15 protein-coding genes are annotated in these 14,412 nt (G+C 58.5%); 11 read left to right on the forward strand and 4 right to left on the reverse strand.

Features of this window, described 5'->3' with window-relative positions:
* Window positions 1-85: 85 nt before the first annotated feature.
* Window positions 86-1,744, reverse strand: coding sequence for a mechanosensitive ion channel family protein (locus tag GOV38_RS00170; protein ID WP_171207200.1), 1,659 nt, complete (start codon window positions 1,742-1,744; stop codon window positions 86-88).
* Window positions 1,745-1,944: 200 nt separating this feature from the next.
* On the opposite strand from GOV38_RS00170, the gene yajC reads away from it, so the two are divergent.
* The 10 genes from yajC to GOV38_RS00220 all read left to right on the forward strand — a co-directional run bounded on the left by yajC (window position 1,945) and on the right by GOV38_RS00220 (window position 8,938).
* Window positions 1,945-2,229 (forward strand): preprotein translocase subunit YajC, encoded by a 285-nt coding sequence (yajC, locus tag GOV38_RS00175; protein WP_171099832.1) that lies wholly within the window; start codon window positions 1,945-1,947, stop codon window positions 2,227-2,229.
* A gap of 33 nt (window positions 2,230-2,262) precedes the next feature.
* Entirely contained in the window at window positions 2,263-3,924 is a 1,662-nt protein-coding gene (gene secD / locus GOV38_RS00180) for a protein translocase subunit SecD (protein WP_171207201.1), read from the forward strand.
* Window positions 3,925-3,926: 2 nt separating this feature from the next.
* Window positions 3,927-4,901, forward strand: coding sequence for a protein translocase subunit SecF (gene secF / locus GOV38_RS00185; protein ID WP_171207202.1), 975 nt, complete (start codon window positions 3,927-3,929; stop codon window positions 4,899-4,901).
* Entirely contained in the window at window positions 4,894-5,640 is a 747-nt protein-coding gene (locus GOV38_RS00190; protein WP_171207203.1) for a sulfite exporter TauE/SafE family protein, read from the forward strand. The genes secF and GOV38_RS00190 overlap by 8 nt, the downstream gene beginning before the upstream one ends.
* Before the next feature lie 8 nt (window positions 5,641-5,648).
* Window positions 5,649-6,002, forward strand: coding sequence for an Mth938-like domain-containing protein (locus tag GOV38_RS00195; protein ID WP_171207204.1), 354 nt, complete (start codon window positions 5,649-5,651; stop codon window positions 6,000-6,002).
* Between the two features lie 145 nt (window positions 6,003-6,147).
* Window positions 6,148-6,762 (forward strand): heme ABC exporter ATP-binding protein CcmA, encoded by a 615-nt coding sequence (gene ccmA / locus GOV38_RS00200; protein WP_171207205.1) that lies wholly within the window; start codon window positions 6,148-6,150, stop codon window positions 6,760-6,762.
* Window positions 6,759-7,415 carry a heme exporter protein CcmB gene (gene ccmB / locus GOV38_RS00205; protein WP_171099821.1) on the forward strand — a complete coding sequence of 219 codons (657 nt, stop codon included), beginning with the start codon at window positions 6,759-6,761 and terminating at the stop codon, window positions 7,413-7,415. The genes ccmA and ccmB overlap by 4 nt, the downstream gene beginning before the upstream one ends.
* A 62-nt stretch (window positions 7,416-7,477) precedes the next feature.
* The gene (locus tag GOV38_RS00210) at window positions 7,478-8,251 is read left to right on the forward strand and encodes a heme ABC transporter permease (RefSeq protein ID WP_171207206.1); all 774 of its coding nucleotides are present in this window, start codon (window positions 7,478-7,480) and stop codon (window positions 8,249-8,251) included.
* The gene (gene ccmD, locus GOV38_RS00215; RefSeq protein WP_171099817.1) at window positions 8,248-8,406 is read left to right on the forward strand and encodes a heme exporter protein CcmD; all 159 of its coding nucleotides are present in this window, start codon (window positions 8,248-8,250) and stop codon (window positions 8,404-8,406) included. The genes GOV38_RS00210 and ccmD overlap by 4 nt, the downstream gene beginning before the upstream one ends.
* On the forward strand, window positions 8,399-8,938 hold the full coding sequence (locus GOV38_RS00220) for a DsbE family thiol:disulfide interchange protein (protein WP_171207207.1): 540 nt from the start codon (window positions 8,399-8,401) through the stop codon (window positions 8,936-8,938). Before ccmD ends, GOV38_RS00220 begins: the two co-directional genes overlap by 8 nt.
* Before the next feature lie 8 nt (window positions 8,939-8,946).
* Here GOV38_RS00220 and GOV38_RS00225 read toward each other — a convergent pair whose 3' ends face one another.
* The gene (locus tag GOV38_RS00225; protein WP_171207208.1) at window positions 8,947-9,648 is read right to left on the reverse strand and encodes an SDR family NAD(P)-dependent oxidoreductase; all 702 of its coding nucleotides are present in this window, start codon (window positions 9,646-9,648) and stop codon (window positions 8,947-8,949) included.
* A 133-nt stretch (window positions 9,649-9,781) separates the two neighbouring features.
* Entirely contained in the window at window positions 9,782-12,472 is a 2,691-nt protein-coding gene (acnA, locus tag GOV38_RS00230; RefSeq protein ID WP_171207209.1) for an aconitate hydratase AcnA, read from the reverse strand.
* Between the two features lie 226 nt (window positions 12,473-12,698).
* Here acnA and GOV38_RS00235 point away from each other — a divergent pair, with 226 nt between their 5' ends.
* Window positions 12,699-13,397 (forward strand): thioredoxin family protein, encoded by a 699-nt coding sequence (locus GOV38_RS00235; protein ID WP_171207210.1) that lies wholly within the window; start codon window positions 12,699-12,701, stop codon window positions 13,395-13,397.
* Here GOV38_RS00235 and GOV38_RS00240 read toward each other — a convergent pair whose 3' ends face one another.
* On the reverse strand, window positions 13,398-14,321 hold the full coding sequence (locus GOV38_RS00240) for a lysophospholipid acyltransferase family protein (RefSeq protein ID WP_171207211.1): 924 nt from the start codon (window positions 14,319-14,321) through the stop codon (window positions 13,398-13,400). It abuts the gene before it with no gap.
* Between the last annotated feature and the right edge of the window lie 91 nt (window positions 14,322-14,412).

Here is a 14,412-nt window from a genome sequence, read left to right on the forward strand (position 1 = left end):
ATCTCAGATCCTTGATAGGTGAATCACTGAAGCTGCTTATGCACCATATGGCTGCAAGGGTGTAGCACTGGTTGCCCAAATTGCGCTAACTGTCTGGCACCCCTTGCTGATGTGCCAGATGACCGTCCCATTCTTCGGCCGGTATCTTGGGTTCGGGCGGGTCCGCCATGTAAGAGGGCGTCATGATCTGAACGTTGTTCTCATTGAACACGGCCACGATGTTACGATGCAGATCTGATCGGATCTTGGGAATAATACTGCCCCGCGTGGTATAGCCGTTGATCTGATAGTTGATCGCGTAATCCGCCAGCGCGGTCCACAGTACAAAGGGTTCGGGCTTGGCCTTGAGACCCTTGGTGCGATTGGCGGCTTCGACCAGCATCGCCTCGACCTTCTCGGGCGGTTCTTCGTAGCCGATCCCAACCGTGGTATGCAGCAACAACCCGCTACCGTCGGTCTTTTTCGAAAAGTTCACCACATCCGAATTCATCAGCTGCCCGTTCGGGATCGAGATCAGCTCATTCTTGATGGATTTCAGATGTGTCTCCATCAGTTTGATTTCGACCACATCCCCAATATGTTCACCGATCTGAATCCGGTCACCGATCGAGGTTGAACGGCGATAGATCACAAACAGGCCCGCCAACATATTTGACACGACCGAGTTCGCACCTAGCGACAGCATCGCGCCAACCAGAATGGTCAGTCCTTGGAACGCTGCCGAATCCGAGCCGGGTATATAGGGCACCGCAAAGACCAATGCGATCAAAACGATGACGACGCGTGCGATATTGAAGGTCGGGTTGACCCAGTGTTTTTCGAAGTCTCCCAGGTCGAACGTGCCGGCTTCGACCGCATCAAAAAACACTCGCAAGCCTTTGATAATGTATAGTGTAATCCACGAGATAATCCCCAGCATGATCAGGTTGGGAATGTAGCTGAGAATGCCCTTGAAGATCAGCAGAACAGGTTCGGTCAAATAGGTCAGCAGCAGCTGGGCAAGGTACCTTGTCTCGGCAAAGGCCATAAGGACAAAGGTCAGGTAATAGTAAAAACCCAGGAAGAAGATGATGAGCAGCAAAAAGTTCAAAGCATAGCGGATCAGGGCAGCAATCGCTTCGGCCTGAACGCTCTTGGCCGTAGCGGTCTCGACATCCTTGAGATAGCGCTTCACCACTTTCAGCGTGCGGCGTCTGATGCGTCTATGCAGCCAAAGGATGACCACCACAAAGACAGCAAAGCCGATGGTCCAAACACCGGCTTCAATCGCGCCCGAAACCAAGGCTTCGTCGGTCCGGTTGGCGCGGTAGGTGGTGATCGCTTCTTCGATGGCCTGCCCATGCAAAAAGCTCAGGACATCCAATTCCATCTGATCCAGTTCGGCATCCGCGACTGTAACAATCGAGACAATGACACCATCGGCCAGGATGCGCGTGCCCAATTCTGTGTCTTCAAAGGTGATTTCGACGTCCGTGTCGTCGGACGCCTCGGCGACTTGGATTATCGCGTTCTGCACCGTCTCTGCCCGTTCTGGCGCGGGCAGCGCGCTGGAGCCGCGCAAGAAAAACAGCATATCCCCATCAATGATCACCGGGGCCTTGAAACTGTCGCTTTCGCTGTCCGCAGGTTCCGGCAGTTCCGGCGGCACCTCTTGCGCGTAGATTGATGTCGAAACCATGATTGAAAGAACCACGGTCGAAATCAAAAGCCTAAGCAATCGGAAGGGGTTATAAGTGCTTCTCATTGCATCTCCTGAGCGGAAAGTATATCGAAACCCGCATATTTTCCTAGCAGTTTTCTGAGCTTGTTCGTTCTTCAAAGCGAAGACCGCGAAAAGAGTTGCCGCGCCAGAGTGCCGCCTTACCTTGCAAAGCCACGGATCAACGCATAGGTTCCGGCCAAATTTGCGGACAGCTCCGCATCCACAGAACAAAGGAATATCCCATGGAAGGTGGCGCAATCGCCCAGTTTCTCCCGCTGATCCTGATTTTCGGGATCATGTATTTCCTGCTGATCCGTCCGCAGCAGAAAAAGATGAAAGAGCACAAGGCCATGGTGGATGCTCTGCGGCGCGGGGATCAGGTTGTGACCCAAGGCGGGCTGATCGGCAAAGTTGCCAAGGTCAAGGATGACGGAGAGCTTGAGGTCGAAATTGCCGATGGCGTCAAGGTTCGTGTGGTGCAGGCCACCATTGCTCAGGTCCTGAACAAAACCGAACCAGCGAAGTAACTTCGCGCGATACTCCGTTGAAAAGGCAGGGTAATGCTGCAAATTGATACCTGGAAGCGGGTTCTGATCTGGTCGGTCTGCGTGATCGGCCTTTTTATGGCTCTGCCGAATGCGTTTTACACACGCGTCGAAACGTCGAACGACGCCAAGGCCGCGATTGAGCTTGGTGTGGACACGCCGGAAAATCAGGCCGAAGCGGCGGAATGGCCCAATTGGTTGCCCTCATCGCTTGTCAATCTGGGCCTCGACCTGCGCGGCGGTGCGCATCTGCTGGCCGAAGTAAAGGTCGAGGATGTCTACGAATCCCGGATGGAGGCGATGTGGCCGGAAATCCGCGACGCGTTGCGGGATGAGCGTGCGACGGTTGGCACTATCCGTCGGCAGGAATCGCCCCCAGACGAGATCCGTCTGCGCATCAGCCAGCCCGAGGGTATGCCCCGCGCGCTTGAAGTGGTGCGCGGTCTGGCCCGTCAGGTGCAAACGCTCAGCGGTGTCGGGGCCACCGATATTGAAGCGCGGGCGCAGGGTGACACAATCATCGTGCAGCTGTCCGAAGCCGAGAAGCTGGCCACTGATGATCGGACCGTGCGGCAATCGCTTGAGATCGTCCGCCGCAGGATCGACGAGGTTGGCACGCGCGAACCGACGATCCAACGTCAGGGCGCGGATCGTATCCTGATTCAGGTCCCCGGGATCGGCAGCGCGGGTGAGCTGAAAGAGATCATCGGAACCACGGCACAGCTGACGTTCAACCCGGTTTTGGGGCGCGGAACGGATGAGAACGCCTCGGTTGGAATAGGTGAGAAGCTTGCGCCGTCATTGGACGAGCCTGACGTCTACTACACTTTGGATTCATCGCCGGTCGTCACTGGCGAAGAACTGGTCGATGCGCAGCCCGCTTTTGACCAGAATGGTCGCCCGGCGGTCAGCTTTCGGTTCAACACATCTGGCGCGCGTAAATTCGGCGACTATACGCTAGAGAATATCGGTGCGCCCTTCGCCATCGTTCTGGATGACGAGGTGATCTCGGCCCCGGTGATTCAAAGCCATATCCCGGGCGGATCGGGCATCATCACCGGCAATTTCACCGTCGAGGAAAGCACCAACCTGGCCGTGTTGCTGCGGGCAGGGGCCTTGCCTGCGGAACTGGAGTTTCTCGAAGAACGCACCATCGGCCCGGAACTGGGGCAAGACAGTATCGACGCCGGTAAAGTCGCCACCATCGTGGCCTTTGTGGCGGTTCTGGCCTTCATGGGCCTCAGCTACGGCCTATTCGGCGTCTTCGCCAATATCGCGCTGATCATCAACGTTGGGCTTCTCTTTGGCCTGCTGTCGCTGATCGGGGCCACGCTGACCTTGCCGGGTATCGCAGGGATCGTGCTGACCGTCGGCATGGCGGTGGATGCCAACGTGCTGATCTTTGAGCGCATCCGGGAAGAGTTGAAATCGGCCAAAGGCCCGGCCCGCGCCATTGAGCTGGGCTATGAAAAGGCGTTGTCGGCCATTCTGGACGCCAACGTCACCACATTCATCACCGCCGTGATCCTGTTTGCCATGGGCAGCGGCCCCGTGCGCGGCTTTGCCATCACATTGGGCTTGGGTATTCTCACCTCGGTCTTCACTGCGATCTTCGTGACCCGTCTGATGATCGTGATGTGGTTCGAACGCCGCCGCCCCAAAACGATCGAGGTTTGATCATGAGACTGAAACTCGTCCCCCAACAAACCTCGTTCGATTTCTTCAGCCGCTGGAAAATCTGGCTGGGCATTTCGGGCCTTATGATGGTCATCGCCTTTGCGTCCTTCATGCTGCAAGGGCTGAATTTCGGCATTGATTTCCGAGGTGGGACCACGATCCGCACCGAAAGTACGCAGCCGATTGATGTCGGGGCATACCGTGATGCCATTGCTCCGTTGGAATTAGGAGATGTCTCGATCACCGAGATCTTTGACCCAACCTTTGGCCCCGATGAGCATGTCGCAATGATCCGCATACAGGCCCAGGAAGGGGCCGAAGCGGTAAGCGCCGATATGATCACGCAGGTCGGTGAAGTTCTTGCCGCTGCCGATGCGGGGTTGAAACTGCCTTTTGAATCCGTCGAATCCGTCGGCCCCAAAGTCTCGGGCGAGTTGATCCAGACCGCCGTTATCGCGGTGGTTCTCGCGATTGGCGCGGTCTTGGTCTATATCTGGCTGCGCTTTGAATGGCAGTTCGCACTGGGCGCGGTGGCCGCATTGGTGCACGATGTGATCCTGACCATCGGCATCTTCTCGGAACTGCAAATCCGCTTTGACCTGGCCATCATCGCGGCCCTTCTGACCATCGTGGGTTACTCGTTGAATGACACCGTGGTGGTCTTTGATCGCGTGCGCGAAAACCTGCGGAAATACAAAAAGAAAGACCTCAAAGAGGTACTGAACATCTCGATCAACGAAACCCTCAGCCGGACGGTGATGACCTCGGTGACCACATTGCTGGCGCTGATCTCGCTCTATGTGCTGGGCGGTGACGTGATCCGGGGCTTTGTCTTTGCGATGATCTGGGGCGTGATCGTGGGCACTTATTCGTCGGTCTTTGTGGCCTCGACCATTCTGCTGTGGCTGGGGGTCAAGCGCGACTGGTCGAAACCGTCAAACACGGCGGGCAACCAATTCGCAAATATCGATGCCTGAGCTTTTCGGCCAGTCCCCACAGGGGCTGGCCATAATCATAGTCGGAGCGTTGCTGGGCGGCATCGTCCGCGGCTTCTCCGGCTTTGGCACTGCATTGGTCTTCCTACCCATCGCAAGCCCGTTCCTGGGCCCATTCGGTGCCATTATCGCCTTGGTGATCATGGATGTCTTTGGCCCCCTGCCAAATCTGCGCCGCGCCTGGGCGGATGTGAACAAACCCGATCTCGCCCGCCTGCTGCTGGCTTGCGGCCTGATTCTACCAGTGGGTCTCTGGCTGCTCGGTCGAACCGAGCCCGAGGTCTTTCGCTATGTGGTCAGTGGGTTGTCGCTGACGATGCTGGTTATCTTGATCTTTGGCCTGCGCTATCGCGGGACTGTAACCGGCCCGATGGTCTTTGGCACGGGTGCCGCTGCCGGGTTCCTGGGAGGTATCGCGGGGCTGCCAGGCCCTGCGGTGATCCTGTTCTACATGTCGCGCCCGCTGCCGGTTGCGGTGATCCGCGCCACGATCCTGCTCTTCCTCTTGGGCTTCGACGTCCTGATGCTGGGTTATCTGACCGGGATGGGAGAACTCAGTTGGACAACCGCATCGCTGGGCCTAGTGCTGGCAATCCCGAATGTGGTGGGTAACCTGCTGGGCGGCTGGGTCTTCCGCCCCGAAAAGGAACATCTCTATCGCGGTGCAGCCTATGTGGTCATCGCCGCCGCCGCCTTGTCTGGCCTGCCAATTTGGAGCTAGAAAGACCTATGCGACTGAACGAAATCACCTATAGCGATGCAAAGCCCGTCGACGGATACGGCCCCGGATTCTTCCGCATCGGCGGACAGGTCCACGACGGCGCGGTCCTTACTGGCCCCACCGGTACTTCTGCCTGGGGCGGCCTCAGCGACGCGGACCCGCTGCTTGATCTGGCCACCCACGTGGATGTCATCCTGATCGGAACCGGGTCCGAGATGGCGCATATCCCGTCAGACCTGCGCAGCCAGTTGGAATCCGCGGGCCTGGGCGTCGAAATCATGAATTCTCCCGCCGCCTGCCGGACCTATAATGTGCTGCTTTCCGAAGGTCGCCGCATTGCATTGGCACTGCTTCCTGTTTGACGGGATCCGCCTTCATCTGGCTGAAATCACCCGATGGTGTATGACGGACTGGCCGCTCACGCCGTCCCGCACCAACCACAGCCGGGGGTATTCCTGCGGCAAATCCCACCTTTTGCGCGGCCCGACAATCAGTTAAGCGGGTTTCATGACGCTAAAGGTTTCCGATCTGGCCATCGCCCGTGGTGGCATCCCTGTGCTCGAAGGGCTCAGCTTTACGCTGCACCCGAGCGCGGTGCTGATCCTACGCGGGCCCAACGGGATCGGAAAAACCACGCTCTTGCGCACCCTGGCCGGGTTGCAGCCCGCCTTGTCAGGGCAGATCGCTGGGGCAGAGGACCAGATAGCCTATGCCTCACACGCGGACGGAATTAAGCCAACCCTGACCGTGACCGAGAATCTTAGATTCTGGGCCTCGGTCTTCGGCACCGCAGATATCAACCCGGCGCTGCAAGCCTTTGCTCTGAGCGACCTGGTGGACCGCCCCGCCGGGCAGCTCTCGGCCGGGCAAAAGCGGCGCTTGGGTCTGGCGCGCATGCTGGTCACGGGCCGTCCGATCTGGATCCTGGATGAACCCACAGTCTCGCTGGACCAGAACGCCGTGGCTTTGTTCGCCACCGCCATCCGCGCGCATTTGGGGCAGGGCGGTTCGGCCCTGATCGCAACCCATATCGACCTTGGTCTCGACGCCAAGGTTTTGGAACTGGCGCCCTTCAAAGCCAAACCAAAACCGATCGACGACACGGATGGAGGGTTCCTGTGATCGCCCTACTGCTGCGCGACCTCAAACTCGCCATCCGGGCTGGAGGCGGGTTCGGCCTGGGGCTGGCCTTTTTCCTGATCGTGACTATCCTGGTTCCCTTTTCGGTTGGGCCGCAATCGGCGCTGCTCGCCACAATTGCACCGGGCGTCCTGTGGCTTGGCGCGCTCCTGGCCTGTCTTCTATCCCTCGACCGACTGCTGGCGCTGGATTGGGAGGACGGCTCGCTTGATCTGCTGGCCACTGCCCCGCTGCCGCTGGAAGGCGTTGTTTCGATCAAGGCGCTGGCGCATTGGATCACCACCGGGCTGCCCCTGGTTCTGGCCGCGCCGGTTCTGGGTGTGCTGCTCAGCCTGCCCGGACAGGGCTATGTCTGGCTGGTGATCTCACTCTTGCTGGGCACCCCGGCGCTCAGCGTGATCGGAACCTTCGGAGCAGCCCTGACCGTGGGGCTGAAGCGCGGTGGCTTGCTGCTGTCGCTTCTGGTTCTGCCGCTTTACGTCCCCACACTGATCTACGGGGCCGAGGTCGCCCGACGCGGCGCCATCGGCATGGAGGTTGAAACCCCCTTGCTGATGCTGGCTGGCATAACCGCAGCCACTGTGGCGCTGCTGCCTTTTGCCAGCGCGGCGGTTTTACGTGTCAATCTTCGGTGACAAGTGGGCGCGATTGATTGATGTCAATTGAGAACCGGGCCGAGTCAGACTAGATACAGCACATGACAATTGCAGCCAAAGCCAACTCTGTTTGGGAATACGCCAACCCCAAGAAATTCCTGGCGACCAGTGAACGCGTCTTGCCGTTCTTCTGGGTTACCTCTGCGCTGTGCGTGGGGATCGGGCTGATCTGGGGGTTCTTTTTCACCCCCGATGACTACAAGCAGGGCTCGACCGTCAAGATCATCTACTTGCATGTGCCCTCTGCGCTGATGGCAATCAATTGCTGGCTGATGATGCTGGCAACCTCATTGATCTGGCTGATCCGCCGCCACCATGTCAGCGCTCTGGCCGCACGCGCCGCAGCACCGGTTGGCATCGTGATGACCTTGATCGCTCTGGCGACCGGAGCAATCTGGGGGCAGCCGATGTGGGGGACATGGTGGGCTTGGGATCCGCGTCTGACCTCGTTCCTGATCCTGTTCCTGTTCTATCTGGGCTATGTGGCCTTGTGGCAGGCGATTGATGACCCGGACACCGCCGCCGATTTGACTTCTATCCTTTGCCTTGTCGGCTCGGTCTTTGCCATCCTCAGCCGCTATGCAGTGAACTTCTGGAATCAGGGGTTGCATCAGGGTGCGTCGGTGATGCGGGCCAGTGCAATCACGGGCACCGACACAGAGGAAAAAGTCTCCAACGTCTTCTTCTATCCCTTACTGCTCTGCATCATTGGCTTTGTCCTGCTGTTCATCGCGCTTGTGCTCTATCGCACCGGCACCGAAATTCGCGCCCGACGCATGCGGGCACTGTTGGCACGTGAAAGGGTAGGTGGATGATCCCCGATCTTGGAAAATACGCTGACACGGTGCTGTCAGCCTATGCGGTCTCGATCCTGCTGTTGATCGGGTTGGTGGTCTTCAGCCTTCTCCGCGGTCGCAAGGTGCGCACCCAGATGGAGCAGGTCGAGCAGAGGGTCACCCGAAATGGCTAGGATCTCACCCCTGATGATCGCGCCGCCGCTGATCTTTGGCGCTTTTGCCGTTCTGGCCGGGATCGGCATGTTCCGCGATGACCCCGACGCGTTGCCCTCTGCGCGCGAAGGGCAACCCGCACCACCTGTGGTACTTACACCTTTTGCCGACAAGACGGGCTTTGATGACGCCACGCTGCGCGACGGAGAGGTCAAGCTGGTCAATTATTGGGCCAGTTGGTGCGCGCCGTGCCGGGCCGAGCATCCAAACCTGCAAGCCCTGTCGGATGAGGGCATTCCGGTCTATGGCGTGAACTACAAGGATCAGCCCGATAATGCGCAGGCCTTCCTGAATGAACTGGGCGATCCCTATGCGGGCATCGGTACTGATGCGCAGGGACGCATGGCGCTGGATTGGGGCCTTTACGGCGTGCCCGAAACCTATGTGATCGACGGTGACGGCACTATCGTCCTGCGCTTTGCCGGCCCCATCACCCAGCGGGTGATCGCCAGCACAATCCGCCCGGCGCTTGAAAAGGCCGCGCAAAACTGAACGTTACGCTAAAGGCGATACCCTCCGCCAACGCCCAGAATTTCGCCAGTAATGAAATCGGCCGCATCCGAGGCCAAAAACCGTACTGCCTTTGCGATATCCTCGGGCCTGCCAATTCGGCCCAGCGCTGTGTCCTTGACAAAGAGCGCGGTTAATTCCTCTGGCCGGGGGGCTTCGGGAATGTTGATCGCACCCGGTGCAACAGCATTCACGCGGATCCCCTCCGGGCCCAGCTCCTTTGCCATGGCGCGGGTCCACAGGTTCAGCCCCGCCTTGCTTGCCCCGTAGGTCGCGGCCCCGCGCGGGGGCAGCACGGCGTTGATTGATGAGATATTGACGATCGCCGCGCCTGCTTTCAAATGCGGCAGCGCGGCAGAAAGCAAGGCCGCGGGAACTGACAGGTTCAAATCCAAAATGGCCTGCTGGTCCTGCCAGTTAAACGCTTCTTTCGGCGACATGAGTACAGCACCGGCATTGTTCACAATCACATCCAACTGCCCGAACCGCGCAATCACCTGCGCTACAACCGCCTCGGCCTGACCTTCCTCAGTCAGATCGGATCGCATCGCCAAAGCGTTGCCTTGCAGCAGCTCCTCCGACGGCTCTGAGTTCAGATATGTAAACGCAACCTGATGATCGCGCCTCAGCTCTTCGACAATCGCACGCCCAATGCCGCGCGCGCCGCCTGTGATCAATGCAACTTTGTCCATGCGCTCATCACATCGACAAAATCGCGAAAAATCAACTTCTTCTGTTCAAAAATACCTCGGAGCGCGAGGCAGAGCCTCGCAAGAAAAAAGGACGCCCGAAGGCGTCCTTTCAGATGCTACCCGCTATTCGCGCTCAGCCCGCTTTGGCCAGGTTGCGCAGAACATAGTGCAGAACACCGCCGTTTTCGATGTATTCAATCTCGGGCGCGGTATCGATGCGGCATTTCAGGGTGATCGTCTTCTCGGTACCATCCCCGTAGACGATCGAACAAGGCACTTCCTGAAGCGGTTGGATCGTATCCAGACCATGGATCGAAACTGTCTCATCACCCTTCAGACCCAGGGTCTTGCGAGTGTCACCACCGGTGAATTCGAACGGGATGACGCCCATTCCAACCAGGTTCGAGCGGTGGATACGCTCAAAGCTTTCGGCGATCACAGCCTTCACACCCAAAAGCGCGGTGCCTTTGGCCGCCCAGTCGCGCGAAGACCCCGCACCATATTGCTCGCCACCGAAGACGACCAGCGGCGTGCCCTGTTCCTGATAGGCCATGGACGCCTCGTAGACCGAGGTCTGTGCACCATCGGGGCCTTTGGTATAGCCCCCTTCAACACCATCCAGCATCTCGTTCTTGACGCGGATATTGGCGAAGGTGCCGCGCATCATGATCTCGTGGTTGCCACGGCGCGACCCGTACGAGTTGAACTCGCGCGGTGCCACTTGACGTTCTGTCAGATACTTGCCCGCAGGTGTGGTTGTTGCAAAGGACCCAGCAGGCGAGATGTGGTCGGTTGTGATCATGTCCCCCAGGATCAGCAGAACCTTGGCGCCGTCGATATTTGAGATGGTGCCCGGCTCGGCCCCCATGCCCTGGAAATAGGGGGGGTTCTGGATATAGGTCGAGGTTGGTGGCCAGTCATAGGTTTCCTGCTGCGGAACCTCGACTTCCTGCCATTTCTCGTCACCCTTGAACACATCGGCGTATTTCGACTGGAAGGCCTCGCGGGTCACGGTTGCCTCAACCAGTTCGGCAATCTCGCTTTGGCTAGGCCAGATGTCTTTCATAAAGACGTCGTTGCCATCTTTGTCCTGGCCGATCGGCTCGGACGTGAGGTCAATGTCCAGCGTTCCGGCCAGCGCGTAAACCACGACCAGCGGGGGCGAGGCCAGATAGTTGGCGCGCACATCAGGCGAGATCCGACCTTCGAAGTTGCGGTTGCCCGACAGGACCGAGGTTGCGACCAGGTCGCCCTCGGCAATGGCTTCCGAGATCTCTTGCTGGATGGGTCCCGAGTTACCGATACAAGTGGTGCAGCCATAGCCCACAAGGTTGAAGCCAACCTTGTCCAGATCCTCTTGCAGACCGGCGGCCTCAAGATAAGCCGAAACAACCTGCGATCCCGGTGCCAACGAGGTTTTGACCCACGGTTTGCGGTTCAGGCCCAAGGCCGCGGCTTTGCGTGCCACCAGGCCCGCGCCGATCATCACATACGGGTTCGAGGTGTTGGTGCAAGAGGTGATCGAGGCGATCACAACCTTGCCCGATTCCATGGTGTAGTCTTCACCTTTGACCGCGACCTCCTTGCCCATGGGGCGCTTGAAGGTCTCGGCCATTTCTTTAGTGAATGCGGCTTTGGCATCGGTCAGCGCCACATAGTCCTGCGGGCGTTTCGGGCCCGAGATGGCGGGAACGATGGTGCCCATGTCCAGCGACAGGGTGTCGGTATAGATCGGCGCGTAATCTGCATCGCGCCAGAATCCGTTTTCCTTCGCATAGGCTTCGACCAGAGCGATCCGATCTTCGTCACGGCCTGTGTTCCGCAGGTAGCGCAGAGTTTCACCGTCGATCGGGAAGAAACCACAGGTCGCGCCGTATTCGGGCGCCATGTTCGCAATCGTCGCCCGGTCGGCCAGCGGCAGACGGTCCAGACCTTCGCCATAGAATTCGACGAATTTGCCCACCACGCCTTTTTCGCGCAGCATTTCCACAACTTTCAGAACCAGGTCAGTGCCGGTGGTGCCTTCGACCATGGCGCCGGTCAGTTCAAAGCCAATCACTTCGGGGATCAGCATCGAAATCGGCTGACCCAGCATCGCGGCTTCGGCCTCGATCCCGCCAACGCCCCAGCCCAGAACGGCCATGCCGTTGACCATGGTGGTGTGGCTGTCGGTGCCAACCAGAGTATCAGGGTACGCAACCTCGTCGCCGTTCTGATCGGTATCTGTCCAGACGGTCTGGGCCAGATATTCCAGGTTCACCTGGTGGCAGATACCGGTTCCGGGGGGAACAACGCGGAAGTTGTTGAACGCGTTCTGGCCCCATTTCAGGAACTGGTAGCGCTCCATGTTGCGCTCATATTCGCGATCCACATTCATCTGGAAGGCGCGCGGGTTGCCGAACTCGTCGATCATGACCGAGTGGTCGATGACCAGATCCACCGGGTTCAGCGGGTTGATCTTCTGTGCGTCGCCACCCAGACCTTTGATCCCGTCGCGCATCGCGGCCAGGTCCACAACGGCGGGAACGCCGGTGAAGTCCTGCATCAATACGCGGGCCGGGCGATAGGCGATTTCACGCGGGTTGTTGCCGCCATTCGCACCCCATTCGGCAAAGGCCTTGATGTCGTCGACCGAGACCGAGAAACCGTCATCCTCGAACCGCAGCATGTTTTCCAACACCACTTTGAGCGCGGCAGGCAGTTTCGAGAAATCGCCCAGACCGGCCTCTTGCGCGGCGGGGATTGAGTAATAGGAAATGGACTTGCCATTCACGCTCAGGCTGCGGCGTGTCTTGGCGGTATCCTGTCCGACTTTGATGGGCATCTAATGGCCTCCCTCTCAAATGACGTGGATTTTGGGATTCGCTGAGGCGTATCTGCATGACGTTGGCCTTCGGTTCAAGAGCTTACAGACCATCTGCGTCAATTTTTGTATACCATTGCACACATTTTTGTGCGTCACACTGCAGTATCTCTCTCGAAACCTTGATTGGAGGCGAAACCGTTAAGCAAGTATTGTGCCCGAAATGCTTACCAGATCGAGTAGTCAAATGTTCAGAGCCGCAGCCCTTGCGCTGGCATCTCTATTGCTTGCGCCCACAGCCCACGCCCAGCAAAACCCGGTTGTGGTCGAGCTGTTCACGTCTCAGGGATGCTCATCCTGCCCGCCTGCCGATCGTATCCTGGAAGAGCTGGTCAAACGGGATGACATTATCGGTCTGGCACTGCATGTGGACTATTGGGACTATATCGGATGGAAGGACGAGTATGCCCATCCGGATCATACGTTTCGTCAACGCGCCTACGCGCGCGAGGGCGACCGGACGATGATCTATACCCCTCAGATGGTGATCAACGGCCAGCAGGATGTCGTGGGTGCAAAGGCTGCCGAGTTGGCCGAGGTAATCAACTCGTATCTGACCGAAGCGCCAAAAGCCTATGTGCAGGCTGCGCGCGTGGGTGAGGATGTTACGGTTGAAGTGACCCCTGTGGAATTGCCGCAAGGGCAGACCTATGAAATTCGCGTGGTGCAGTATTCACCGATGCGACACGCCTCGATCAAACGCGGTGAGCTTGCAGGACGTGACCTGAGCTATGCCAATGTTGTCGAGAAAACGCAGATTGCCGGACATTGGGACGGGGTCGCGCCACAGAAATTCAGCGCATCTCTGTCCGAGGCACTGCCAGCCGTGGTCTTGGTGCAACGCGTCGGTCATGGCCCGATTGTAGCGGCAACCAAGGTCAAGTGATCAGGGCATGTCTTGCGGTTGAACGCCCAAGCCGTTCCAAGCCTTCCAGCGACGGTGGATCCAGAACCACTGGCCCATATGCTGTCGCACCATGCCTTCAAGGTCGTCATTGGTGTACTGAGTCATGGTTTTAGGGTCGGTATGCGCAACCGGATCGTGCAGGACGATCTCGAAGTCGATGCCATTGGGCTCTCGGACCGCATAGCAGGGGATCAGAACAGCGTTGTATTTGATCGCCAGTTCGGCGTTGAGCACCGAAGTGACGGCGGGCTTGCCGAAAAAGGTCAGTTCTTCACCTCCATGGGCATGCAGATCGGAAACGATGGCGATGATGCCGCCCTTCTTAAGCGAGCGTACCATCTCGACCATGCCCTTGCGCCCCTGTTCGAACATGGGCGCACCGGTTTTGTAGAATGCCTGCACATACATGTCGTTGAAATAGGGGTTTGCCATCCGACGATAGAGGCAGCCGATTGGTTTGCCGCTGCGTGCCTGCAAAGCAATCCGCGCGGCCAGGTAATGGCCGAAATGGGCGGTGATCATCATCACCGGGCGCCCTTCGGCGACTGCTTCGTCAAAGGCGGCGACACCCGAGCCTGAAACCTTGGCATTGCTTTGGCGTTCGATGAAGCCTTCGGGTGAGAAATGCTCCATGATCGCGCGGCCGGCATTGTCGGGTACTGCGCGGCTGATGCGACGGATTTCGTCTTCTGAAAGCTCGGGGCAGGTGAGTTTCAGGTTGCGCCGCACGCGCGTGCGAAATCCCACCAGAGGTGCCAGTGTGCGCATGATCGCGCCCATCGCACCGATCCGGCGCTCGTAAGGCAACAAGCGCATTCCGCCGATAATACCCTTTAGGGCCAAGTTGATGGCATAGTAGCCTGCAAGCTCGAGACGGCTGCGGTCCGACTTTTCGACGGGCATTCGGGGGACTCACCAAGTGCTGTGATTTTCGGCACCAGACATATCGCCACAATTCGCCAACCACAAGCCGCGCAAGCGGGGGCGCGATGCT

It is taken from the genome of Ruegeria sp. HKCCA5839, from assembly GCF_013035585.1.
Taxonomy (GTDB): Bacteria; Pseudomonadota; Alphaproteobacteria; order Rhodobacterales; family Rhodobacteraceae; genus Ruegeria.

Excerpts from the sequence above, each read along its gene's own strand:
- GOV38_RS00170 (WP_171207200.1), bottom strand. The coding sequence starts at position 1,744 with ATGAGAAGCACTTATAACCCCTTCCGATTGCTTAGGCTTTTGATTTCG.
- yajC (WP_171099832.1), top strand. The coding sequence starts at position 1,945 with ATGGAAGGTGGCGCAATCGCCCAGTTTCTCCCGCTGATCCTGATTTTC.
- secD (WP_171207201.1), top strand. The coding sequence starts at position 2,263 with ATGCTGCAAATTGATACCTGGAAGCGGGTTCTGATCTGGTCGGTCTGC.
- secF (WP_171207202.1), top strand. The coding sequence starts at position 3,927 with ATGAGACTGAAACTCGTCCCCCAACAAACCTCGTTCGATTTCTTCAGC.
- GOV38_RS00190 (WP_171207203.1), top strand. The coding sequence starts at position 4,894 with ATGCCTGAGCTTTTCGGCCAGTCCCCACAGGGGCTGGCCATAATCATA.
- GOV38_RS00195 (WP_171207204.1), top strand. The coding sequence starts at position 5,649 with ATGCGACTGAACGAAATCACCTATAGCGATGCAAAGCCCGTCGACGGA.
- ccmA (WP_171207205.1), top strand. The coding sequence starts at position 6,148 with ATGACGCTAAAGGTTTCCGATCTGGCCATCGCCCGTGGTGGCATCCCT.
- GOV38_RS00210 (WP_171207206.1), top strand. The coding sequence starts at position 7,478 with ATGACAATTGCAGCCAAAGCCAACTCTGTTTGGGAATACGCCAACCCC.
- ccmD (WP_171099817.1), top strand. The coding sequence starts at position 8,248 with ATGATCCCCGATCTTGGAAAATACGCTGACACGGTGCTGTCAGCCTAT.
- GOV38_RS00220 (WP_171207207.1), top strand. The coding sequence starts at position 8,399 with ATGGCTAGGATCTCACCCCTGATGATCGCGCCGCCGCTGATCTTTGGC.
- GOV38_RS00225 (WP_171207208.1), bottom strand. The coding sequence starts at position 9,648 with ATGGACAAAGTTGCATTGATCACAGGCGGCGCGCGCGGCATTGGGCGT.
- acnA (WP_171207209.1), bottom strand. The coding sequence starts at position 12,472 with ATGCCCATCAAAGTCGGACAGGATACCGCCAAGACACGCCGCAGCCTG.
- GOV38_RS00235 (WP_171207210.1), top strand. The coding sequence starts at position 12,699 with ATGTTCAGAGCCGCAGCCCTTGCGCTGGCATCTCTATTGCTTGCGCCC.
- GOV38_RS00240 (WP_171207211.1), bottom strand. The coding sequence starts at position 14,321 with ATGCCCGTCGAAAAGTCGGACCGCAGCCGTCTCGAGCTTGCAGGCTAC.